This is a genomic window from Myceligenerans xiligouense, assembly GCF_003814695.1.
Classification (GTDB): Bacteria; Actinomycetota; Actinomycetes; order Actinomycetales; family Cellulomonadaceae; genus Myceligenerans; species Myceligenerans xiligouense.
Genome location: NZ_RKQZ01000001.1, coordinates 3,620,248 through 3,642,984, shown reverse-complemented (window position 1 = coordinate 3,642,984; position 22,737 = coordinate 3,620,248). Strand labels below are relative to the sequence as shown.

The window sequence follows — 22,737 nt, the reverse complement described above, 5'->3', positions numbered from 1 at the left end:
CCGGCCGGGGCCACGGGCGGGCGATACCGCTCATCCGGCGTGCCCGCTCAGGTCGGGCGAGGCCGTAGTGCCGCCCACCCGGCCAGGAGCACGATCGCCAGCATGACGGCGTTGTGGAGGTATTTCGGGCCGGGCGCCACGTCCCCGAGCAGGGGGAAGTAGGTGAACGCGAGGACGCCTCGGACCACCAGGAAGGCCAGTGCCACCGCCGCGGCGTGGTGGACCGTCCAGTCGTGGAGCCGGGCTGCCCGGAGCACGGCGAACCCGGTCAGCGCGACGGCGGCCGTACCGACGGCGAGCCCGCCCCACGTCTCCTCGGCGAGCCCCGCGGCCACGGCGAGGGCGAGGGCAGCGGTGAACGTCACCCAGATCGGGAGGCGTCGCCCGGTCTCCGGGCGGGTCCCGTGGCCCGCCCGGCGCGCGACCACGATCCCCGCGATGACCAGCGCGGCCACCACGACGGCCGAGACCGCGAGCTGCGTCGTGCCGGCCGAGTGCGACTCCGGGTCGCTGATGATCAGCGATGCGGCTCCCCCGTACGCCAGGAGCGCGACGACGGTGCCGAACGGACCCAGCCAGGGTTCTGCCGCCTTGTCGGGGCGCCACGCCTCGGCGAGAGCGACGGGAGCGCCGAAGCTGAACACGATGTGCCCGACGACGAAGTTGTAGGCGTTGAAAGCGCTCAGCCCGAGGACGGGTACGAGAGTCGCTTCCCGCGTCTCCTCCCACCCCTCGTAGCCCTGGTAGTCGGCGGAGAAGAGCGCCTGGTCGATCAGGCAGGCCTCGGCGACGCCCAGGGCGGCGAACAGGAGCAGCATGGCGGGCCAGCCACCACCGATGCGGCGGGCCAGATCCCGCGCCAGGAGCGCGGGAGCCCCGTAGAGGGCGCCGAAGAAGAGCAGCGAGAACGCGATGCCTCCGGGATCGCCGGTGCTGTCGCCGTAGGCGGCGAGCAGTTCGGCCCCGATGCCGCAGAGGGCGAGCAGACCGAGGATGCGGAGTGGCTTCGAGCGATCCCTGTCGAGGGTTACGGGCGGACCTGCCTGAGGTGCGGGCGTGGACTCCACGCTCATCTACGGGCTGCCTGCGACGGGTTCGTCCTCTCCACCTTGGCCAGGGCACGCTGGTCGCTCGTGGCGAGTTCCGTCACCTCGACCTGCTGGACCACGACCGCGTCGAGCTCCTCGGCGTCGGGGGAGTGCCCGGACGCCGTCCCGCCCTGGTCACCGCTGATGTCCGGCTTGCGTCCGTCCTGGGTGTCGCGCGCGCTCTCGATCGCGACGACGCCGCCCTCGTCGGCTGCGAGCAGTTCGGACCTGGTGATGGGGCGCGGGATCTCCTCGATCTCGCGCGGCACCTCGATCGCATCCCGGGGGTCGACGACCTCGAGCTCCACCATCTTGCGGGCGGAGCTGAGCACGTTGCGCTCCAGCGACCCGATGAGCTTGTTGTAGTTCTTGGTCGAGCTCTCCAGGGACCGGCCCATCCTCGTGACGTGGTCCGTCATCGTGACCAGCCGCGAGTGCAACTCCTTGCCCACCTGGTGCACCTTCGCCGCGTTCTCGGCGAGGGCTTCCTGCCGCCACGCGAAGGCGACGGTGCGCAGCAGCGCGATCAGCGTCATGGGCGTGGCGAGGATGACGTTCTTCCGCGCGGCGTACTCCAGCAGGTCGGGCTGCTGCTCGACCGCCGCCGAGAGGAACGCCTCGGCAGGGACGAACATGACCACGAACTCCGGTGCCGCGTCGAACTGCGCCCAGTACCTCTTGCCGGCCAGTTCGTCGACGTGCTTGCGCATGTGCTTCACGTGCGCGTCGAGGAGCTGCTCCCGGCGGTGCACGTCGTCGGTCTGCTGCGCCTCGAGATAGCGGATGAACGCCACCTTCGAGTCGACGACGACGTTCTTGGCCCCGGCCAGATGGATGACCATGTCGGGGCGCTGCACACCGGTGTCGGAGGTGAACTCGTCCTGCTCCGTGAAGTCGACCCGGTTCAGCATGCCCGCGGCCTCCACCGTGCGGCGGAGCTGCAGCTCACCCCACGCGCCGCGCACCTCCGACGTGCGCAGCGCCGCCACCAGGTCGCTCGTCCCGCTGCGCAGCTTCGCCGACTCCTCGGCGACCTGACGCAACTGCTCGGTGAGCTGGCCGTGCCCCTGGGCCCGGGCCTTCTCGGCCTCCTCGACCTGGGCGCGCACCTTGTCCATCACCTTGGACAGCGGATCGACCAGGTTCTTGACCGCCTGCTCGCGCTGGGCGAGCTGCTCCTCGTTCCGCACCGTCGCGGTGCTCAGCCGCTGCTCCGCCAGCGTGAGGAACTGCTTGGTGTTCGCCTCCAGGGCCTCGCCCGCGAGCAGCCTGAACTGCTCGGCGGCCCGCTCCTGCTCGGTGCGCGCCGCGGCGACCTGCTCGACGGCACGGTCGCGGGCCGCCTGGACATCCGCCTCGGCACGCTCACGGATCATGACCGCCTCGCGCTCGGCGGCCTCCGCCAACGCGTTCAGCCGGGCGGACTCCAGCTCGGCGTCGCGCACGGCCTTCGACGAGCGCACGGCACGAGACAGCCAGCCGACGACCACGCCGACGGCAAGCGCAAGAAGGATCCAGCCGATGTCCATGCCGCCAAGGCTGCCACGAGTGACCGACACGACCGCGCCGACCCGCCCGCCAGGTTCGATCTCACGTCGGAACGAGGTCATCCCGGTGGGGGATGCCCGGTGTCCGACTCTCGGTCTACGTTGTCGCCATGACCCACCAGACCGGTCCCGGTGGCGGCCCCACGCCCGATCGCGCGCCGGCCGCGCCGTCGGACACCGTGACACCCGCGCCGCCCCCGACCTCGCCCCCCGATCCCGACGCCGCACTGAGCCTGCGCGGCCTGTGGAAGCGGTTCGGCCAGAAGATCGCCGTGCGCGCGCTGGACCTCGACGTGCCCGTCGGATCCTTCTACGGGCTCGTCGGTCCCAACGGGGCCGGGAAGACCACCACCCTCTCCATGGCCACCGGCCTGCTCCGGCCCGACGGCGGAACCGTGCACGTGCGTGGCACCGATCTGTGGGCCCACCCCGACCAGGCCAAGGCCACCCTCGGCATCCTGCCCGACGGCGTGCGCCTGTTCGACCGCCTCACCGGACTCCAGCTCGTCACGTATGCAGGTCTCCTGCGCGGCATGGACCGTGACACCGTGGCCGAACGTGCCCAGAGCCTGCTCGTCGCCATGGACCTCGCCGCCGACGCCCATACGTACGTCGTCGACTACAGCGCCGGGATGACCAAGAAGATCGCCCTGGCCAGCGCCATGATCCACGCCCCCCGAACTCTCGTGCTCGACGAGCCGTTCGAGGCCGTCGACCCCGTCAGCGCCGCGAACATCCGCGACATCCTCGCCGACTACGTCGCCGGAGGCGGCACCGTCATCGTCTCCAGCCACGTGATGGACCTCGTGCAGCGCATGTGCGACCACGTCGCGATCGTCGGCGCCGGACAGGTGCTCGCCGCCGGCACCATCGACGAGGTCCGCGGCGAGCAGACGCTCGAAGACCGGTTCGTCGACCTCGTCGGAGGCCGCACCCGAGCTGAGGGGCTCGAATGGTTGCGCACTTCCTGAGGCTCAAGCTCACGCTGCTCGGCAACACGCTCCGGCGCAGCATCTGGCAGACCATCGGCCTCTGCTTCGCGCTGCTCTACGCCCTCTTCGCGGTGGGAGGCCTCGTCATCGCCGCGATCATCGGCGGAGGCATGGACCCCCTCCTCACCGGGCACGTGATCACGCTCGCCGGCGCGATCACCGTCCTGTGCTGGTGGATCGTGCCCGTCTTCGTGTTCGGCGTCGACCAGACCCTCGACCCGCAACGGTTCACCACGTTCGCGATCCCGCACCGCGCCCTCATCTCCGGACTCGCCGTCGCGGGCCTCGTCTCCGTACCGGGCGTGGCCACAGCACTCGCGGCGAGCGGGTCGGCGCTCGCCTGGTGGCGCGCACCCTGGCTCATCCCCGTCGCCCTGCTCGGGGCGGCACTCGGGGTGGTGGCCTGCGTGGTGGGCTCGCGGGCCGTCACCACGGCGCTCGCGCCCCTGCTGGAGTCGCGCCGCTATCGCGAGGTCGTCGCCGTCGTCGCGATCGTGCCGCTGGTACTGATCGGGCCGGCGATCGGCTGGGCGAGCGAGGAGATCGGGGCTGTCTCGAAGGAGGCGAGCGGCGGTGCCGTCACCGTGACCGCGGACGGGTCGCTGTTCACGGCCGTGCTAGCCAGGTTCGGCGAACTCGCGGCGTGGACGCCGTTCGGCGCACCGTGGTCGCTGCCCGTCGCCGTGCACGAGGGCGCATGGGGTGTGGTGGCGGCGCGGCTTGCCATCACCGTCGGTACGATCGCGGTCCTCTGGCTGATCTGGACGCGCTCGCTCGCGAAGGCCCTGGTCACTCCGTCCGTCGGGGGCGGCAAGGGCGTTCGGAGCAAGGGACTGGGCTGGTTCGGCCGGTTCCCGGCCACGCCGGTCGGCGCCGTCGCGGCCCGGTGCACCACCTACTGGATCCGGGATCCGCGCTACGCGGCGGGCATCAGCGTGATCTTCCTGATGCCGGTGATCCTGTGGCTGCCGGCACGCTCGTCGGACAACCTGGAGCTGTTGCTCCTGGCGGGGCCTGTCGTCGCGTGGGTGCTCGCCTTCAGCGTGTCGAACGATGTCGGCTACGACTACACGGCGTTCGCCCTGCACGTCGCGACGGGGACGACGGGCCGCGCCGACCGGTGGGGTCGGGCGCTGCCCGTCCTGGTCTTCGGCACCGTGCTGGTCGTGCTCATCGCGCTTCTCACCCTCGCGTTGTCCGGCCGCTGGGACCTGACCGCACCGCTGCTGGGGATCTGCCTGGGAACCCTCGGGCTCACGCTCGGCGTGTCCAGCGTCGTCTCCGCGCGACTCGTCTACCCGGTCCCGAAACCGGGGGAGAGCCCGCTCAAGTCGCCGCAGGGCGCGGCCATGGCGACGATGCTCGCGCAGTTCCTGGCGATGATCGTCGTGATGCTGCTGGCCCTGCCGCTGCTCGGGATCGGGATCTGGGCGATGGCCTCCGGCAACCTCGTGGTCGGCGTGGTGACGCTGGTGATCGGGCTGGCCGAGGGCGCGGTGCTCCTCGTGGTCGGCATCCGGATGGGCGCGCGCACGTTCGACCGCCGTGCCCCGGAGCTGCTCCAGCAGGTGCAGGCGTTCCCGTGAGTCGTTGGTTCGGCGTGCGTGGGCACCCGTAACAGCTGTTCCGAGGGTTCACGTCGTGACGGGCAGGTGATCCCGACATTCTCGTCGGTCGGCGGCGGTCCATGGGGCTCCGCCGGCCGGTGCCCCGTCGTCGAGCCCGGCACGTAGAATCACCCGACGTGGCTCTCACTATCGGAATCGTCGGCCTGCCGAACGTCGGCAAGTCCACCATCTTCAACGCGCTGACCCGCAACCAGGTTCTCGCGGCGAACTACCCCTTCGCCACGATCGAACCCAACATCGGCGTGGTCCCGCTGCCGGACGAGAGGCTCGGCAAGCTCGCCGAGATCTTCGGGAGCGAGCGCGAGCTGCCGGCCACCGTGTCGTTCGTCGACATCGCCGGCATCGTGAAGGGCGCGTCCGAGGGCGAGGGCCTGGGCAACAAGTTCCTCGCGAACATCCGCGAGGCCGACGCGATCTGCCAGGTCACGCGTGTTTTCGACGACCCGGACGTCGTCCGCGTCGACGGTTCGGCCGATGCTCCCGGCGACATCGAGACCATCTCCACCGAGCTGATCCTGGCCGACCTCCAGACCCTCGAGAAGGCGCTCCCGAGGATGGAGAAGGAGGTCAAGATCAAGAAGGGCGACCCCGTCCTCTTCGCTGCCGCGAAGAAGGCGCAGGGGATCCTCGAGGAGGGCACGACGCTCTACCAGGGCGCGGCCGCGGCCGGCCTCGACCTGGCTGAGATCGCCTCGCTCCAGCTCCTCACGGCCAAGCCGTTCATCTACGTCTTCAACACCGACGACGCCGGCCTCGCGGACACCGCCTCACAGGAAGCGCTGCGCAAGCTGGTCGCTCCCGCTGACGCGATCTTCCTCGACGGGAAGTTTGAGGCGGAGCTCGCGGAACTGGAACCGGAAGAGGCCGCCGAGATGCTCGCCGAGACGGGCCAGACCGAGTCCGGCCTGGACAAGCTGGCGCACGTCGGGTTCCACACCCTCGGCCTGCAGACCTACCTCACGGCGGGCCCCAAGGAGGCGCGCGCCTGGACCATCCGCAAGGGCTGGACCGCGCCTCAGGCGGCGGGCGTCATCCACACGGACTTCGAGCGCGGGTTCATCAAGGCCGAGGTGATCTCCTACGAGGACCTCGTCGAGACCGGGTCCGTCCAGGCGGCCAAGGCGGCGGGCAAGGCCCGCATCGAGGGCAAGGACTACGTGATGGCGGACGGCGACGTGGTGGAGTTCCGGTTCAACGTCTAAGTTCCTGATTGTCTCGTGCTCATTGCCCTGCAATGCGGTTCAGCGAGGTCAGGAGCTTCTTGAACGCTTCCTGCCCCTCTGGTGTCAGACGCACCACGGTCGCGCCATATCGCGTTCGTCGCTCTTTGGTGACGTGGACGAGTCCGCGCTCCTCGAGATCGCGGATGATTTTCGACAGGTCCGGCGTCGAGAGTTCAGTCGCCTCCTGTAGCGCTGGATAATCTGCCTGCTCTACCTGGTGCAGATGGGCCAGGGTGACGAAGCGCTTCGGTGCGATGAGGTGTGCGTCGATATCTCTGAACGTCATCGTCGTCTCAGCGGCGGATCAGCAGGACGAGATAGAACACGAGCCAGGCGATTGGCGCGAGGCCCGCGAAGAGAAACGCTTCCGGGAAGGGAATCGTCTCGCCGCGAGTGATGCCCCGCCAGATGGGGATCAGAAGCCACGTCGTGAAGGCGATGCTCACGGCCAGGGTCGCCCTGAGTCGCGGCTCGTTGGCTCGGCCCTGGCGTGCACTCAGCCAAGAGTGCGAGATGGCCATGGCTCCTATCGCCGGCAGAGCCGCCCACCAGGGGTGGCCGCCGAGCGCGAGCATGCCTGCGAGGAAGGCGAGGATGATTGTCGCGACGGCGCACACGTGATCGACTGCCGCGAGCCGCCGTCGGGGTTTCCGTGGAACGGACGCGAGCAACTGCCGAGCCTGCTCGGGTGTCACGGATGGGTTGTCGGACGGCGCGGACGAAGGTCGGTCGGTCACGCGCTCGAAAATAGCAACTACTTGCCATATTTGCAAGTAGTTGCTGGTCGGCTACGGGGTCACCAGGCTGGTGCGCAGGTGGTCGGCATTCAAGCGGTGTCGGCTCGGCATCGACAAGGGACTTGATGGCAAGAGCAGCTCGGGGAGTCGCTGGACCTCGTCGATGATCATTCGGGGCGCCTGGCGCACGAATCCGGACGGGTCGCGCTCGACGGCGTCGCGGGTCTCGCGATCGTCCAGGCTGTACCACTCGGCGCCGACCCCACGTCCCACCTGAGCGACCAAGGTGCTCTTCCCACTCGGCCGGGCCCCGTTGACCAGGACGATCCTGGTGTCCGACAAGGCGTCGGTGACGAGCGCATCAGCGTGGCGCGGAAGTACTCGTCCGATGCTCGGGTGGGGGAGGCGTGGCGAACTGCATCTCGTGCGTGGAACGTTGGTCGCTACCCGCGTGGAACTTTGGTCGCTTGCCTGCTGAAACTTTGGCCGAGGCGATCGGGTGCGAGGAGCCAGTAACGCTCCCCTTGGCGCGCGACGCGGCCGTCCTCCAGGGGCGGGTCGACGGTGAACCCGCTCCGCGTCTTGATGCCCCAGGAGAGAACTGGCGTTCAAGCTGTATTCCACAGATCGGTTCCTGAGCCGAGCCGGACCGTGCGTTCGTACGCGCGCCATCCGTCGGTTGGCAGGCACCGCTCTGCGGGACTCAACAGAGCCCGCTGACTGTCAGGAGAGACACATCGGTCTGCTGTCGGTCCCGTAGGCTGCGGTGATGGCGCTGGTGGACAGGGGAATCTGCTACACCGTCGACGGGATGAGCCCCGAACTGGTCCGAGACGACCTTCGGACGATCCGTGAGGAGCTGCACTGCACCGCGGTCACGCTGATCGGGGCAGAGACCTCGGCGCTCCTGGAAGCAGCGAACGTTGCGGCAGGGCTCGAGCTGCACGTGTATATCCGGCCCCAGTTGCCGTCGGCCCGGGCACGACAGCTCGTGGTGCACCTCCAGGACGTCGCTTCCGCTGCTGAGCGAGTGCGGCAACAGCACCCGGGCGGGGTGACGCTGGTCCTTGGTACGGAGCTTTCGCTCACCTCGCGAGCCGCGATCCCGCTCGGTTCGGAGTTTCTGCGGCTCCTGGTCATCCTGCGGCTCGGCCGCCTGTTGAAGAGGCACATCACTCGTCGTGTCAACGCGCTGCTCGCCGAGCTGATCCGGACAGCCCGCGTGGAGTTCGACGGGCCGATCACCTACGCGGCTGCCTACTGGGAGGAGATCGACTGGTCCGGCATGGACGTCGTGGGTGTCAACCTCTATCGGATGGGCGACGACCGGCGCGCCTACCAGCAGCACCTACGGTCGTTGGTTCACGACGCGGGCAAGCCCGTGGTGATCACGGAGTTCGGGTGCGGCGCGCACACCGGAGCTGATCGCCGCGGCCCGGGTTCATTCCTCATCGTGAACTGGTTCCGCGACCCGCCTCGAGTTCGACCTGGGCATGTGCGCGACGAGTCGGTGCAGGCTGCATATCTCAGCGAGCTCATCGACCTCTACGCCGGAGCAGGCGCGCACGGGTGCTTCGTGTTCACCTTCGCGATGCCAGATTTTCCGTACGACCCCGACCCGCAGAGTGATCTCGATATGGCTGGGTTCGCCGTGGTGCGAGCATCCTGTGAGCCGGGAGAGCGTTGGACGCGGAAGAAGGCCTTCTCGGCTGTCGCTGACCGGTACGCATCGCTCGCAGGCTGATCCGAGTCCGGCGGGGCCACGAACATCTCCTACTCGACGCCCGACTGCACAGCGAGTGACAGGCCGGTCAGCCCGTGGACGAACACGCGCCGCTGCATGCCGGTGTACTGGACCCCCGCCGGATCGTACGACGAGCCGATCCTCGAGTACTTCCACAAGTACGTGGTGACGGGCATCGTCGAGGACGCCCGCATCTCCGGCTCGCGAGACAAGCTCACGACCTACGACTACGTGGGCGACGCTGCCTGGCACGGCATGCCGATCAAGGTCACCGAGCGCGGCGACACCGCCACCTCCGGGGACGAACGGTGCACCGAGACAACCTATGCGCGCAACACGTCCAAGAACATCCTCAACCTCGTGCGACGTACGGAGACCGTCTCCAAGCGATGCGACCAGACCGCGTCCCGCCCGGCCGACGTCATCGCCGACGAGCGGTTCGCCTACGACGGCGGCCAGGTCGGTGACCAGCCGACCGAAGGCCTGGAGACCCTGCGCCAGGAGGTCAAGGCATTCAGAATTCGAACGTCCTCGCGGTGCCCTACGAACCCGCTGGACACCGCGAGACATACCGCCCCACCTTCCAGGAGAACCCGGCGTACGGGCCAATCCGTCCTGCGACCTGTTATGGGGGGGAGGAGATCCGTCGAACGCTCATTGACTGTCGTGCCGGAGTGCGCGGAGGTAGCGGCGTCGGTAGATGCGCTGGGTGATCAAGATCACCGGAAAGAGCGCACGCCACGAGCCTCGACCGGCGCGCGTGAGGGACCGCAGCGTCAGGTTCACGTTCTCGTCGTCGTCCCGGCTGACGATGAACGCTTCCTCCCCGGAGACCGGATGGCCTGCCAGGGTGCCGTAAGCGAGGCCTGCGCGGCGGCGGGTGGCTAGCGTCGCGACGACCTCCACGGGCTCCCGCACATGGATGGGCCCGATGCGTGCGAGAAGCCAGTAGCGCTCCCCTTGGCGCGCGACGCGGCCTTCCTCCAGGGTTGGGTCGACGGTGAATCCGCTCCGCGTCTTGATGCCCCAGGAGAGGGCCGCCGTTGAAGCCGCATTCCACAGATCGGTTCCGGAGCCGAGCCGGACGGTGCGTTCGTACGCGCGCCATCCGTCGGGTGGCTGCCACCGCTCTGCGCCTGGCGCCGTGCCGCCCACGACGCTGTAGCTGAGGTCCCGTTGGCTCAGGTGATACTCCGCCAGGAGCGTCAGGTCACTCGCGACGCCGCCGGCTGCGGTGATGGCAGACCTCACGGCGTGTTCCTCGGTGGGAGTGAGCGCGAAGGCCACGCTGGTGCCGGTGTCGTTCGCGTCCCAGATGTGCTCGCCACGGGAGCTGGTTCCCGTGCTCCCGATGCTGAACGGAGCGAGCGCATGCAGGATGTCGAAGTCTTCGTCAAGGCGCGGGTCGAGGGTGAGGGAGATGTCGCGCTGCCGGTTCCGCGTCAGGCGCTCCTCGGCCAACCGGACGGCCGCGTGAACACTCGTCGGCCAGTCGCGGTCCGACACGATGTCGACGTCGACTCTCGCCAAGCGGGTCCGTTGAGCCACCAGGGCGCTCCTGATCGCCACCTCGACGATTCCCCGAGCCGCCCCGTCACCCACGGTGAACCAGCGCACACCGACGCCGCCGTTCCCTGCTTCATCCACGTCGCACATCCTGCCCGTGGTTGGCCTCAATCAGATCGAGTTGGCATCCCGCAGGACCACCAGCCCCCGTCCAGGCGTGCCGGGTCGGTGCAGGCCATGCCGCGCATGTACACGTCGGGTGTGCGGTGGGGCGAGTAGATGTAGCCGCCCGCGTCGTCGACCAGCCGTGCCCACTGCGGAACGAAGACGGTGACCGCGTCGGGGTCTTCGGCATCGTGGTACACGTCGACGGAGCTGTTCACGGAGACGAACTCCAGGGTTCGGGGTAGCTCGGCGTACGGTCCGTCGAGGTCGCCATGGAGAGCGTGCTCGACGACGCCGTCGAGTGCGGGTCGTAGCGTGTGGAAGTCCTGTCGCCCGTCGCCATGAGACAGGCCGGCGCTTCCCAGCAGTGCCCACGACGCCATGAGGACCGTGCCGAGTACGACGACCGCTGCGGGGAGCCGGTGGACCGCTCGGCGTCTCACGGTGGCGAGCGCGGCCACAGAGACGATGATGAAGCCGACGGCCCATGTGAGACCCCGCCCGAACGCCGCTTCGAAGTTCTCGCTGGACGGGCCGTTGTATCCCCCGTGCTCCAGAACATGCCAGAGCCCAGGCGGGAGGATGCCGAGCTTGTAGGTCGTCCAGGCGAGGTCCTGGGAAGCCCCGACGAGCATGAGCGCGAGGCCCAGCGCCGCCAGAGCGCCCTTCGTCCAGCCGGTCGCGATAGCCCGTGCAGGAGCGCTCTGATCGGCTGTCATGCCGTTCCGCCGGTAGTGAGGGCCGCCTCGATCTCGGTACGGCTGCAGATGAGCCCGTGGCGGGCCAAGGCATCTGGGATGGTGCTCATCCACGAGTCGTCCGATTCCCAGACCGGAAGGACCGCTCGCAGGGCGTGCTGTTGCACCGGGGTGAGGCCGTCCAGCCTGACGTTAGCCGCGCGGCCCGCGCCGGGAAACGCGGCGGACAGGATGGTGTCGAGCAACTGGTCGCGGTTGAAGCTGGAGGCGGAGAGTGGAAGCAGGTTGGCAAGATCCTCGACGTCTGCCGCGGTGAGCCAGTGCCTGATCGATGCGAGGCTCTTGGCCGCATAGGACCCGATCCAGCCGTCGTGGATCCGAAGATCGGGTACATCCTGGTGCACGGTCGAGTCGATGAGGATCCTGATGACTCGGCGGCCTGGTGGCCTGGAGGCGGTTGCTGATGCTCGGGCCAGCGCCGTTGCCGCGCCCCAGCGCACCAGCGGCCGTTCGTCGTCGAGAAACCGTGCCACACGCTCATGTGTCGCGGCCGGGCTGGCGATCAATCCGTGTGCGATGAGCGTGGCCGTCAGTGCGTGCTCATCGGCTTCGACGTCGAAACGGTCCGCGAGGAGTGGCACGGTCCGTGCCGCGGACTCGGGGAACATGCCGATCAGATAGGCGACACATGCGCGTTCGACGCTCCGGTTCGATCCGAGGAGCCGAACAAGGCGGGGCAGCGCGTCTCGCACCGCGTCGTAGGCAGCGACTGTGTCCGGACTCGCGGCCAGGCCGCTGAACGGATTGCGGAGCCACAGCTCACGCTCCCGGCCACGCTTCATCTCGCTGTCTGCCCACTGGGCCGCGTGAGCAACCAGCACCTCGCGCTCCGCTTCCACCTGCGCGGCCTCATCCCGCCACTCGGCGATCGGCACCCCAGCCGGCAACCGGTCGTCGTCAATCCCGACCGCAAGTGCGCACAGGAACTCCAGCAGCCTCTCGCGGTCGAGCGCATCCGGGGCCAGAACGACTTCCACGATGAACCGGGCTACGGGAGCGGACGCCGAGTACCTGCTGCCCTGATGCGTCACGGAACTGCCGAGGTTGACCAGCGCGTCGTGCCGAACCTGCTCATCCGGGCTGCGCAGCGCCCGCAGGCCGGCCGGTACGTCCTTGGCGGCGCCGTACGCATGGACCAGCCACTCCCACTCGACGTCATCCAGACCCGCCAGCGGATCGACCTCTGTCACCACGTCCGGCAGCCTATCGGCGGTAGCTCACGTCAATGCGGACGTTCTGGCTCCGGTGATCATCAGCTTCCTCGTCATAGCCCGCGCCCACGCTCTCCTGCCGACCGCTCGGAGCGGCAGGCGCATAGGCCGCCGCAGTCCGCACCCAGTCCGCAAGAAGTCCGCACCCCGCCGTCGGACCCCACACACGCCAACGGCCGGGACCGCTGCAATTCCAACGATCCCAGCCGTTCCCGCCTCCAACCCGCACCCACCGTTTCCCCAGAACAACGTTCCGCTTCAACGTCTGATGCAACAACTGATCTCTCGACGGCCGTGTGAGCCACGCGCCATCGCCGAGGCCGGAGGCAGCGTCCCAGTCGCTAACGCTCGATAGCTTGAGCCTTAACGGCTGTAGTGATCAGTATTTCAAGCATTGGAGATCCTGTGGCACCTCGTCGGCCGTCGGCCCGGACGGAACTCGCCGCGAAGCGGATCGGCGAGTATCTGGTCACGTGGCGCAAGCTTCATGGACTCACTGCCGCTCAGGTCGCGGAGCGTGCGCAGATCAGCCGTGGGACCCTCACGGCGCTGGAGTCGGGCAAGGGAGGGGTGCGGTTGGGGACCTTCCTGGGGGTTGCGCGGTCCTTGGGCGTGCTGGACCGCGTTGTGGAGGCACTGGACCCGTATGAGTCGGACCTCGGCCGGGCTCGTGCCGACGAGGTACTTCCCAAGCGGGTGCGTAGGTGACGCCACGCCCTCGGTTCAGGTGTGGATCGATTGGGATGTCCCGGTGTACGTCGGGACGGCGTACTTCACCATGCGTCGGCGGAACCTGACGACGGCGTTCAGGTACGACGACGTGTATCTCGCCAGGCCCGACGCGGTGCCGGTGGACCCGCACCTTCCGCTCGTGCAGGGCGCTCATCGCGTGGACGGGCTGCCCGGTACCTTTCGGGACTCGAGCCCCGCGTGAACCCCGACCCGGAAGCGGCATCGTCCCGGGTCACAGGGATCGGCGGAATCGTCGAACCGTCGGGGAAGGTCGACGCCCTGTTCGAGACGGCTCCATACTTCGACCTGGAAGCAAGCGACGCAAGCGCGGCGTGGGACGAGGTGCGGGCTGCCGTGGGCTCGTGGCGTGGAGTGGCTGCAGCGAACGGCATCACGCATGGCCTCGACGCCTTCGCCCCTGCGTTCGCACAGCTCGAGGCGCATACGAGCGCCTGACGAGCCTGTGTGAGGGAAAGACGGAGACCCTTGCGGTCTCGTCGGCCGAGGTCGCGCAGGGTGTCCGCGAGCCCTCGGGAGAGCGCAATCGGGCCATGTCGGTGGAAGCGTTCGGGTTGTCGCCCGCCGCGACGACGCTCGTGCTCGTCGCCGGCGGGGTCGCCGTATCCAACCCTTGACTGTGATTTAACGATACATCACTCTAGATGCGCACCGACGGAACGCCGAGAGACGCGGCAGCTCCGTCCGCCAGGGGAGGGGCCCGATCCGGTTCGACGTCGTACCGCGGCCCACCCATGACATCGCACGAGAGGAAGTCGACGATGACCGAGACTCACGCACGACGAACGTTCCCACCGGACCGTCCCGAACGACCGGTGCTCGCCGCCGTGGCCGCGGCCGCCGTGGGAGCGGGCGCGTTCCTCGCGGCCCCGCCCGCCGCGGCTGCGGAGGACAGCGACCCCTGGGTGGCGGAACTGACGGACAACCCGGCCGGGAACGTCTACCGCTTCACCGTGCCGCCCGAGGTCATGACCGAGGAGACCGGTGTCGAGGACGGTCAGGTCACGGTGCAGGGCACCTTCGGCCCGGGCGGGACGTGGACGGAGTTCAACGCCGACGCCGCGCCGGGCGGCGTGGACCGCGTCGCCACGTTCGGCCCCCTGGACCCCGGCGTCTACGCCTACCGGTACGCGGTCCGGCCGGCTCCGGACGCGGACGCCGTCCCGTTCAGCAACCCCGGCACGGACCAGGAGGTGACGGCGCGGCCGCACCTGCGGACCCTGTTCGTGCCCGGCCCGGGTGCGGAATGGCTGGCGGACGTCGACGGCGGCGGTGCGCTCGCCACGCTCGGGTACGGGCGCGGCAAGCACCGTTCCGAGGCCCTGGTGTGGACCCCGCCCGGCTACGACGCCGAGCGCACCGAGCCCTACCCCACCCTCTACCTGCTGCAGGACGAGGGTCAGAGCTACCGCGAGTGGGCCGAGCTCGGCCGCCTCCGGCAGATCCTCGACAACCTCGTGCTCGACGGCGACGCCGAGCCGATGGTCGTCGTCATGGCCGACGGCGACGGGCCGGCAGCGCGCAAGCACCTCACCAAGAAGCTCCTCCCCGCCACGGAGTCGGCGTTCCATGTCTCGTCCGACGCGGGCGACCGCGCCGTCGCGGGCATCGGCCGAGGAGCGCGGCAGGCCCTGGAAACGCTCGTGACCGACGTCGGAACGTTCGCCTCCGTCGGCGCCTTCTCGGGCGGGCTCGACCGGCGGATCAGTCACGGCACGGCGCGCCGGATCAACGACCGGACGGACCTGATCCGCGTGTACGGCGGCAACGCCACCGATCCGGCGTACGACGACGTCGTCGCCCTGGAGGCCTCGCTCACCCGCGCGGGCGTCGAGTTCCAGTCGGACGGCTCGGACCCGGCCACGGGTGGCACCTGGGACACCTGGCGCAAGAGCCTGCACGACTTCGCGGGGCGGCTGTTCCGGTCGGTCGAGGACGACGGCCCCGGCGAGGGGCACCGTCCCTTCACCCCTCGCGAGCTCCCCGCGCCGGGAACGTCCCCCACCCCGTGGGTCGACGAGAACGGCATCGTCACCTTCGAGGCAGGCCCGGAGTTCGCCGAGGCCTCCCGCGTCACCGTCTGGGGCAACTTCGGCCCCGCCGGAAGCTGGCCGCGCACCCCGATGCAGCGGCAGCACGACGGCTCATGGCGTCTGTCGATGCCGGTCGAGGGCGGCTCGTACTACTACAAGTTCGAGGTCGAGGGCGTCGACCAGAAGGACCCGAACAACCCGACCTCGGTGACCTCCGAGCCGGCGTGGAGCACGTTCACCGTCGAGGGCGACACGCTCCGCGGCCGGTACACCGCCGCGGTGCCCGCCGGCGAGCGCGGCGAGGTGAGCGTCATGAACTACACCAGCACGGCCGGACAGGAAGAACGCTCCGCCTACGTGTGGACGCCGCCGGACTACGACGCCGATCGCGCCGACGAGTACCCGGTGTTCTACCTGCAGCACGGCGGCGGGCAGACCTGGACGGACTGGGTCGAGGTGGGACACGTCGACCGGATCCTCGACAACCACTACCGGAACGGCGCCATCGAGCCGATGGTGGTCGTGATGGCCAACGGCAACGGCGTGGACTTCCCGCAGGAGATGGTCACCCGCATCGCCCCGGCCGCCGAGGAGCGGTACAACGTCGGCTCCGAGCCCCGGAAGCGTGCCCTGGCGGGCCTGTCCATGGGGTCGGGACACACGCTCAGCACCCTGTGGACGTATCCCGGCGAGTTCGGCTACATCGGGGCGATGTCGGCCTTCGGCGCCCCGCCGGAGGGTACCGATGTCGACGCCGTCAACGCCGGCACCGAGCTCATCCGGGTCTACTCCGGCGATCAGCAGGACTTCACCTACGGCGCGACGCTCGACCTCGTCGCGGCGATGGAGGCTCGCGGGGTCGAGCACGAGTTCGCTCCGATCATCCCCGGCCCGCACGGCTGGGACGTGTGGCAGAAGGCGCTGATCGACCTCCTGCCGCGGCTGTTCACGGGTGAGAACTGAGGGGGAGGACACGATGAGAACGCGGATCGCTGAGCGACCGCACCCGGCGGACTCCTCGGGCTCCGGTTGAATCCGCCCGGCGGTCGTCGGCCGCTATGCCGGCGAGATCTACGAGTGGGACGTGGCGAACGAGATCTTCCAGGACGACTGGGACGAGGGTGGCGTGCGCCTGCGCACCGAGGCCAACCCGTTCCTCAAGGCGTGCGCCGAGGACCCGGTCGCCCTCCTGGGCGATGTCTTCCGGTGGGCGCACGACACGGACCCGGAGGCGGTGTCACCTGAGCCTGCAGTACGGCTTCAACGAGTCGATGCAGGCGAACTTCGAGCGGTTCGCGGACCTCGGCCTGAACGTCGCGTCCTGCACGAGCTACACGGTCTGGGGCTTCGACGACGCGCGCTCGAAAGCCTCACCGACGCCACCCGCAGGTCCCCGCGCACTCCGCCGGGCCTGAACCGGTAAGGCGGGCGGGCCACACGGCAGACGGACGACGGCGGCGCGGGGGTCGACCCGGCGCCGTCGTCGTCCGTCGGCCGTCAGTGGTGGGTGTGCGCCGACGTCGAGGCGGTCCCGAAGGCCGTGAGGGCCGTCTCCGTCGCGAACATGTAGTCACCGGACTCGGTGTCCACGCCGTCGATCTTCGGGACCTTCACCGTGCGCGCGCCCGGCTTGCCGCCGAGGACGACCTTCCGCAGGCTCACGTTGTTCTCGGCCGTCACCTCGTGCAGGTTGCCGTCCGGGTTCACCGTGATGCGGATCTTGTAGGTGCCGTTGGGGACACCGGTGAGGTCGAACGCCTCGGTCTGGTACTGCGAGTAGGTGTCGCCCCAGCCCACGGGCAGCGACTCGCGCAGCCACTTGGCGTTCTTCCCGCCGCAGGCGCTGTCCAGGCCGATCAGCTCGGGACGCCACGCGGCGTTCTTCGCGAGCATGTCCACGGGGTCGGTCGGCACGAGGCACCAGGACTGCTTGCCGCTGGTGGTGACGAGCTCGCCCTTGGTCGTGACCAGCTCGTACTGCGCGAAGTCGAGGAAGTGCCAGTGCCAGTGGCCCGGCGCGGCGTGGTATTTCATCGTGCCGGTCTTGGCGTACCCGACCTGCTCACCCTCCTCGTAGAAGAACTGGTAGGCGTCCATGACGCGGCCCTTCGGGCGGCGGAAACCCTCCACGACCAGCGGGGCCGGGCCGGCGTTCCACTCGTGCGCGTTGAAGGTCAGCCGGTCCTTGCCGCCCTGGCGCTCGGTGCCGATCGACCAGGCGGGCTCGGCGACGAGGTCCGGGAGGGTGTCGTTCACCGGGTCCGCGACCTTGGGTGCGGCCCCCTTCGTGCCCGGCTCGGTGCTCGCCGTGGCGTTGTCGGCCCGCTTGATCTCGTCGGCCAGGTACAGGTTCGGCGTGCGCTCCACGACGCCCGAGTCCTCGATCCCGCCGGCCGCGGACGTCCCCGGCGACACGTCCTGCATCAACTGGCCGACGTCGGCGCCCTCGGCGCTGAAGCCCTCCATGGGCTCGCCCCGGAACGCGGCGTCGTCGCAGCCCCACTCCTTGCACACGTTACGCACGGTGACCTTCTGCTTGAGTTTCCGCTCCTCCTCGGAGATCCCGAGGAATGCGGCCAGGGGCCTGGTGATCGCCGTCGTCATCGTGAGCTTGTGGCCGATCTTCACGCCCTCGATGTCGGCGTACGCCTCGAGGTTCGAGGCCCAGCCCTGGTCGACCCCGAACACCACGGACCGCGTGAACCAGTTGCCGCCGCAGAAGGTGGGGTAGCTCGCCTCGGACGGGCCGTTCGGCGCAATGCGCTGCGGGTCGTAGCCCGCGGGGCACAGGGTCCGCTTCTCGTCGAAGATCACCTTGCCCTGGGAGTTGACGACCCTGACCCGCAGGCCGTCCTTGAGCCCGTTCATCCCGTCGACCAGTTCGGCGGGGACGGTGACGGTCTCCCCTCTCTTCTTCCCGTCGATGGTGGTCATGGTCATCACGGGCGTGGCGCCGTACGAGTCGCGCGTGGTGGCGAACTCGTAGCCGACCTCGGCGGCGGCGAGATAGCGCGCCGAGTCGAGGAACGCGAAGCTCTCACCCGGGTAGGCGTACGCGTCCACGGTCTTGGGGCCGGTGATCCGCAGGCCGTGGTCGGTCACCGTCGTGGTGGCCTCGGCCGGGGCGTCCTCGGCGGACGCGGTGCCGGCGGTGAGCTGGGCCGCGGACAACCCGAGGGTCATCACACCGGCCAGGCCGACGGCGGTCAGCCGGCTCCTGGATGACAATCGCTTCTTCAAGACAACCTCCGGGGTCGAGTGGTGACGCTGTCGTCACTCCCGACGAGATTGCAGGCCAGAAGGTTGTGCGGAATGCGAAATACCCGCTAACTCCACGTTTTCTTAACAATTGCCCGGGATGCGCCACCCTTCTTCACGATGCCCGACGGCGTGTCGCCCCCGCGCGCTCTATGGCACCCCGCCGGTGCACTCGGTGCCTGGCATCACCAGGTCACCCGCGGTCGCCCGCGGGTCGGGTCGGCAGCAGCCGGGTGAGGAAGATGGCGACCGACGCCAGGACGGCCAGCACGGCCAGGCTCGTCCGGAGGCCGTCGACGCGCGCCGCTGCGTTGCTCTCCACGATGGCGTCCACCTGGGCGGCAGGCAGACCTGCTTCCGTCAACCCGGTACGCACCTGGACGTCGGAGAGGAATGGGACACCTCCGGCGAGCTGGACCGTCGCCGTGGACACCATGTCGTCCGGCACGGCGGGGTTGTCCTCGATGCCCAGCAGAAAGCTCGTGGTCAGAGCGCCGATCAGGGCCGAGCCCGCGAGGGCTGTGCCGAGAGACGCCCCGAGGTTGGTCGCAGTGTTCTGCAGCCCTCCGACATCGCCGCTGAGCCGGTCCGGGACGGACGAGACCGTGACTGCTCCGAGCTGGGAGGACAGCGCGCCGACACCGAGTCCGGCGAGCAGCAGGGGAGCGGTGACGATCTCGGGACCGGCCCCGAGGTCGAGTGCCAGGATCAGCGCGACGATCCCGCCCAGGAGGGCGCCCAGGCCGAGGGCGACCACGCGCCGGGGTGAGGCGTTCGGTCGGAGCTTCGGGATGGCCACCGCCGCGACCAGCAGCGCGACCGACAGCGGCAGCAGTCGGACACCCGTCTCGAACGCGCTCAACCCGAGTGCCACCGACAGATAGAGGGGGATGGTGAAGAACAGGCCGGCCTGCAGGAGGAACTGGAACAGGAACATCACCAGCCCGCCCGTGAGCCGGCTGTTCCGCAGCAGCGTGACGTCGACGAGCGGTTCCTTGCCGCGCTCTGCCCGGCGGTTCTGCCACCAGAAGAACACCCGGAGCACCAGGAGGCCCACGACGATCAACCACAGCGTCGCCGAGACGCCCCCGATCGTGGGTGCGCCGGGCTTGGCCTGGATCCAGCCCCACTCGCTGGATCGGAGCACGCCGAACACGGCGAGCCCGAGACCGGCGGACGAGAGCACGACCCCGGTGACGTCGAGCGGCGCGCGTCTGGCGGGAGCGGTGTCCTGCATCTTGCGGGCCAGGACGAGGATCGCGAGGACGACGACCACCTCGCCCGCGAACACCACGCGCCAGGTCCAGTAGGTGGTGGCGGCGCCGCCGATCAACGGGCCGGCCGCCACGGCGATCGCCCCCGCCGAGGCCACCAGCCCGTAGGCACGCGGACGCTCGGCCGGAGCGAAGTTCGCGGCGACGAGAGCCACGATCGCGGGCATGATGAGCGCCGCGCCGAGCCCTTCCAGCACCGACCAGCCCAGGATGAGGATGCCGAGGTTGGGTGCGAACGCCGTGGTCAGCGACCCTGCTCCGTAGATCACGCACCCGAGGGCGAACGCCCGGCGCCGGCCCATCATCGTGCCGATCTTCCCGCCGGTGATCATCATCGTCGCCATCACCAGCGTGTAGAGCGTGATCGCCGTCTGCACGCCGGTGACGGTGGTGCCGACGTCCTCGGCGACCTGGGCGATCGAGACGTTCATGACCGAGCTGTCGAGGGTCATCAGGAACTGCCCCGCGGCGAGCGTGGGAAGGACGATCGCCGATGCGCCGGCGGTTCGGCCCGCGGCCTCGGAGGTCATCGCCGGCCACCGCCCCTGAACGGTCTCGCGGAGCAGACCGACATGAGGGCTTCGGCCGTCTGGCGGAGCACGGGCGGGAACTCTCGTAGCGGGTCTCCGTCGGGTGCGTGCCTCATCTGCTCTCCAGAGGGGTGTCCGTCTCAGCAGAGTAGCCCGGACTCCTGGGCCAGGCGCGCCGTGGACCGCCGGGCTGAACGACGGGATCTCACCAAGGTTCGGTAGCCTCGTCCTGCAGTTCTCGTGCCGGGCAAGACGACGGAGGAAAGCGTGCTCGACATCAGCCCCTTGGCGTGGGCCGGAACCATCGGCCTCATCGTCCTGTTGTTGGCCGTGGACCTGGTCCTGGCGGCAGCTCGCCCTCACCACGTCGGGTTCAAGGAGGCCACGGCCTGGTCGGTGTTCTACATCGCCGTGGCGATCGGGTTCGGCGTCTGGTTCGGACTGCAGTACGGCAGCGCGGCGGGCACCGAGTACTTCGCCGGCTACATCATCGAGAAGAGCCTGTCCGTCGACAACCTGTTCGTGTTCGTGATCATCATGAGCACGTTCGCGGTTCCGGACAAGCACCAGCACAAGGTCCTCATCTTCGGGATCGTGCTCGCGCTCCTCATGCGGGCGGTGTTCATCGCCCTCGGTGCGTCCCTCATCAGCCTGTTCTCGTTCACGTTCCTCCTGTTCGGCCTGCTGCTGATCTACACGGCCGTGCAGCTGTTCCGCCATCGCAACGAGGACCCGGACATCGAGAGCAACCTGATGGTGCGCGGCGCGCGGCGGTTCCTGCCCGTCAGTGACGGCTACATCGGGGGCAAGCTCCTCGCCAGGGAGAACGGGCGCCGGGTCGTCACCCCGCTGTTCATCGTGCTCATCGCGATCGGCAGCGTCGACCTGCTCTTCGCGCTCGACTCGATCCCCGCCGTCTTCGGCGTGACGGAGGAGGCCTACATCGTCTTCACCGCCAACGCCTTCGCCCTGCTGGGACTGCGGGCGCTGTTCTTCCTCGTCAGGGGCCTGCTCGACCGGCTCGTCTACCTCTCGGCCGGCCTCGCGATCATCCTCGCGTTCATCGGCGTCAAGCTGATCCTGCACTGGCTCCACGTCGACATCGACGAGTCGGTCCCGGAGATCCCGACATCGCTCAGCCTCGGCGTCGTGCTCGGCGTGCTCGTCGTCGTGACCGTGGCGAGCCTCCTCAAGACGCGCGGCCTCGCCTACGAGCAGGCCCACGCCGGATCGCTCAGCCTGACGAGCGGCAAGAAGAAGGACGAGACGCCGCAGTAGGGGCACCGTCGCAGCGCGGCACATCCCACCGACCACGGAAGCAGACCGCTCATGACCGCACCTCGTGTCGGCGTCATCTGGAACCCCGCCAAGACGACCCGGGAGGATCTCGAGCGTGCCCTCGAGAACGCCGGCTCCTCGGCGTCGTCGGTCCCGCAGGTCCTGTGGTGCGAGACGTCCGAGGACGATCCCGGCCAGGGCGCCACGGCGCGCGCGATCGAGGAGGGCGCCGACGTGATCGTCGCCGCCGGCGGCGACGGCACGGTCCGGGCGGTCGCCGAGCACCTCGCGGAAGCGGAGACCCGGCCCGCGCTGGGGATCGTGCCGCTCGGCACGGGAAATCTCCTGGCCCGGAATCTCGGAGTCCCCCTGGGGAATCTCCCGGCCGCTTTCGCCCGGGTGCTGACCTCCGAGCCGCGCGCCGTCGACCTGGGGTGGCTCGAGATCGACCTCGCCGGGAGGACCGAACGCCACGCGTTCGCCGTCATGGCCGGCTTCGGTCTCGACGCGCACATGATCACCGAGACCGACGACGACCTCAAGGACCGGGTCGGCTGGCTGGCCTACGTCGAGTCGATGGGCCGTGCGGTGTCCGCCAGCGACACGCTCGACGTCCGGATCACCGCCGACGGCTCGCGACCGAGCCGTGAGCACGTGCACACGCTGCTGGTCGGCAACTGCGGGACCCTCCAGGGCGGCATCGACCTGCTGCCCGACGCGGACCCCGCCGATGGTGAACTCGATCTGCTCGTCCTGAGCGCTGCCGACGTGGCCGGATGGGTCGACACGTTGCGGAACGTGGTCTGGGACAACGGCATCAAGCGTCTCGCCACGGGTGGCGAGGCGGCCGAGAGCAGCGACAGCACGGCCCACTACCGCTTCCGGGCCGTGGAGGTCGAGCTCACGGAGCCGCGCGTGTTCGAGATCGACGGCGAGGATCTCGGCGAGACGACCCGGGTCGGCATCACCGTTCAGCCGGGTGCCGTGCGGGTTCACTGAGGCCGCCCCAAGTGCC

22 protein-coding genes are annotated in these 22,737 nt (G+C 69.2%); 11 read left to right on the top strand and 11 right to left on the bottom strand.

Translation table 11 applies throughout. The features are described 5' to 3' along the window. Positions 1 to 47: 47 nt before the first annotated feature. Positions 48 to 1,073: a hypothetical protein gene (locus EDD34_RS15935; RefSeq protein ID WP_246012508.1), complete on the bottom strand. Its 1,026-nt coding sequence runs from the start codon at positions 1,071 to 1,073 to the stop codon at positions 48 to 50. Then, complete coding sequence (locus EDD34_RS15930; RefSeq protein ID WP_123815442.1) at positions 1,070 to 2,617, bottom strand: DNA recombination protein RmuC; 1,548 nt, start codon at positions 2,615 to 2,617, stop codon at positions 1,070 to 1,072. The genes EDD34_RS15935 and EDD34_RS15930 overlap by 4 nt, the downstream gene beginning before the upstream one ends. A 128-nt stretch (positions 2,618 to 2,745) precedes the next feature. Here EDD34_RS15930 and EDD34_RS15925 point away from each other — a divergent pair, with 128 nt between their 5' ends. The 3 genes from EDD34_RS15925 (at position 2,746) to ychF (ending at position 6,457) form a co-directional block, all read left to right on the top strand. Then, positions 2,746 to 3,606, top strand: coding sequence for an ABC transporter ATP-binding protein (locus tag EDD34_RS15925; RefSeq protein WP_123815441.1), 861 nt, complete (start codon positions 2,746 to 2,748; stop codon positions 3,604 to 3,606). Further along, complete coding sequence (locus tag EDD34_RS15920) at positions 3,588 to 5,213, top strand: hypothetical protein (protein WP_123815440.1); 1,626 nt, start codon at positions 3,588 to 3,590, stop codon at positions 5,211 to 5,213. The genes EDD34_RS15925 and EDD34_RS15920 overlap by 19 nt, the downstream gene beginning before the upstream one ends. Positions 5,214 to 5,371: 158 nt before the next feature. Then, on the top strand, positions 5,372 to 6,457 hold the full coding sequence (gene ychF / locus EDD34_RS15915; RefSeq protein ID WP_123815439.1) for a redox-regulated ATPase YchF: 1,086 nt from the start codon (positions 5,372 to 5,374) through the stop codon (positions 6,455 to 6,457). A gap of 19 nt (positions 6,458 to 6,476) precedes the next feature. Here the strand turns inward: ychF and EDD34_RS15910 are convergent, their stop codons facing one another. The 3 genes from EDD34_RS15910 to EDD34_RS21525 are packed head-to-tail and all read right to left on the bottom strand — an operon-like array spanning position 6,477 to position 7,887. After that, positions 6,477 to 6,764 (bottom strand): transcriptional regulator, encoded by a 288-nt coding sequence (locus EDD34_RS15910; RefSeq protein WP_123815438.1) that lies wholly within the window; start codon positions 6,762 to 6,764, stop codon positions 6,477 to 6,479. A gap of 7 nt (positions 6,765 to 6,771) precedes the next feature. Next, positions 6,772 to 7,215, bottom strand: a complete 444-nt coding sequence (locus EDD34_RS15905) for a hypothetical protein (RefSeq protein WP_123815437.1) — start codon at positions 7,213 to 7,215, stop codon at positions 6,772 to 6,774. 51 nt (positions 7,216 to 7,266) lie between these two features. Continuing rightward, a complete protein-coding gene (locus EDD34_RS21525; RefSeq protein ID WP_342774845.1) occupies positions 7,267 to 7,887 on the bottom strand; it encodes an AAA family ATPase in 621 nt (206 codons plus the stop codon). A gap of 97 nt (positions 7,888 to 7,984) precedes the next feature. Here EDD34_RS21525 and EDD34_RS15895 point away from each other — a divergent pair, with 97 nt between their 5' ends. Next, positions 7,985 to 8,959 (top strand): glycoside hydrolase family 113 protein, encoded by a 975-nt coding sequence (locus EDD34_RS15895; RefSeq protein ID WP_211341613.1) that lies wholly within the window; start codon positions 7,985 to 7,987, stop codon positions 8,957 to 8,959. A gap of 29 nt (positions 8,960 to 8,988) precedes the next feature. On the opposite strand, the gene EDD34_RS15890 is transcribed toward EDD34_RS15895, so the two are convergent. The 4 genes from EDD34_RS15890 to EDD34_RS15875 all read right to left on the bottom strand — a co-directional run bounded on the left by EDD34_RS15890 (position 8,989) and on the right by EDD34_RS15875 (position 12,581). Then, the gene (locus EDD34_RS15890) at positions 8,989 to 9,177 is read right to left on the bottom strand and encodes a hypothetical protein (RefSeq protein WP_123815435.1); all 189 of its coding nucleotides are present in this window, start codon (positions 9,175 to 9,177) and stop codon (positions 8,989 to 8,991) included. A 436-nt stretch (positions 9,178 to 9,613) separates the two neighbouring features. After that, positions 9,614 to 10,465, bottom strand: a complete 852-nt coding sequence (locus EDD34_RS20945; protein ID WP_246012506.1) for a DUF1990 domain-containing protein — start codon at positions 10,463 to 10,465, stop codon at positions 9,614 to 9,616. Between the two features lie 167 nt (positions 10,466 to 10,632). Next, positions 10,633 to 11,349, bottom strand: a complete 717-nt coding sequence (locus EDD34_RS15880) for a hypothetical protein (RefSeq protein ID WP_123815434.1) — start codon at positions 11,347 to 11,349, stop codon at positions 10,633 to 10,635. Then, the gene (locus EDD34_RS15875) at positions 11,346 to 12,581 is read right to left on the bottom strand and encodes a hypothetical protein (protein WP_123815433.1); all 1,236 of its coding nucleotides are present in this window, start codon (positions 12,579 to 12,581) and stop codon (positions 11,346 to 11,348) included. The genes EDD34_RS15880 and EDD34_RS15875 overlap by 4 nt, the downstream gene beginning before the upstream one ends. Positions 12,582 to 12,974: 393 nt before the next feature. Here EDD34_RS15875 and EDD34_RS15870 point away from each other — a divergent pair, with 393 nt between their 5' ends. The 5 genes from EDD34_RS15870 to EDD34_RS15850 all read left to right on the top strand — a co-directional run bounded on the left by EDD34_RS15870 (position 12,975) and on the right by EDD34_RS15850 (position 16,805). Continuing rightward, positions 12,975 to 13,307: a helix-turn-helix domain-containing protein gene (locus EDD34_RS15870; protein ID WP_342774844.1), complete on the top strand. Its 333-nt coding sequence runs from the start codon at positions 12,975 to 12,977 to the stop codon at positions 13,305 to 13,307. Between the two features lie 43 nt (positions 13,308 to 13,350). Continuing rightward, positions 13,351 to 13,533 (top strand): HipA N-terminal domain-containing protein, encoded by a 183-nt coding sequence (locus EDD34_RS15865; protein ID WP_123815431.1) that lies wholly within the window; start codon positions 13,351 to 13,353, stop codon positions 13,531 to 13,533. Next, on the top strand, positions 13,530 to 13,787 hold the full coding sequence (locus EDD34_RS15860) for a hypothetical protein (protein ID WP_123815430.1): 258 nt from the start codon (positions 13,530 to 13,532) through the stop codon (positions 13,785 to 13,787). Before EDD34_RS15865 ends, EDD34_RS15860 begins: the two co-directional genes overlap by 4 nt. A gap of 323 nt (positions 13,788 to 14,110) precedes the next feature. Further along, on the top strand, positions 14,111 to 16,345 hold the full coding sequence (locus EDD34_RS15855) for an alpha/beta hydrolase-fold protein (RefSeq protein ID WP_123815429.1): 2,235 nt from the start codon (positions 14,111 to 14,113) through the stop codon (positions 16,343 to 16,345). A 121-nt stretch (positions 16,346 to 16,466) separates the two neighbouring features. Continuing rightward, positions 16,467 to 16,805 carry a hypothetical protein gene (locus tag EDD34_RS15850; protein ID WP_246012504.1) on the top strand — a complete coding sequence of 113 codons (339 nt, stop codon included), beginning with the start codon at positions 16,467 to 16,469 and terminating at the stop codon, positions 16,803 to 16,805. A gap of 74 nt (positions 16,806 to 16,879) precedes the next feature. On the opposite strand, the gene EDD34_RS15845 is transcribed toward EDD34_RS15850, so the two are convergent. Together EDD34_RS15845 and EDD34_RS15840 are read right to left on the bottom strand one after the other, a co-directional pair. Further along, entirely contained in the window at positions 16,880 to 18,610 is a 1,731-nt protein-coding gene (locus tag EDD34_RS15845) for a lysyl oxidase family protein (RefSeq protein ID WP_211341611.1), read from the bottom strand. Between the two features lie 223 nt (positions 18,611 to 18,833). After that, on the bottom strand, positions 18,834 to 20,444 hold the full coding sequence (locus EDD34_RS15840) for an MFS transporter (protein ID WP_123815428.1): 1,611 nt from the start codon (positions 20,442 to 20,444) through the stop codon (positions 18,834 to 18,836). Between the two features lie 267 nt (positions 20,445 to 20,711). On the opposite strand from EDD34_RS15840, the gene EDD34_RS15835 reads away from it, so the two are divergent. Together EDD34_RS15835 and EDD34_RS15830 are read left to right on the top strand one after the other, a co-directional pair. Continuing rightward, positions 20,712 to 21,722 carry a TerC/Alx family metal homeostasis membrane protein gene (locus EDD34_RS15835; protein ID WP_123815427.1) on the top strand — a complete coding sequence of 337 codons (1,011 nt, stop codon included), beginning with the start codon at positions 20,712 to 20,714 and terminating at the stop codon, positions 21,720 to 21,722. Between the two features lie 51 nt (positions 21,723 to 21,773). Next, positions 21,774 to 22,721 (top strand): diacylglycerol/lipid kinase family protein, encoded by a 948-nt coding sequence (locus tag EDD34_RS15830; protein ID WP_123815426.1) that lies wholly within the window; start codon positions 21,774 to 21,776, stop codon positions 22,719 to 22,721. Positions 22,722 to 22,737: the final 16 nt, after the last annotated feature.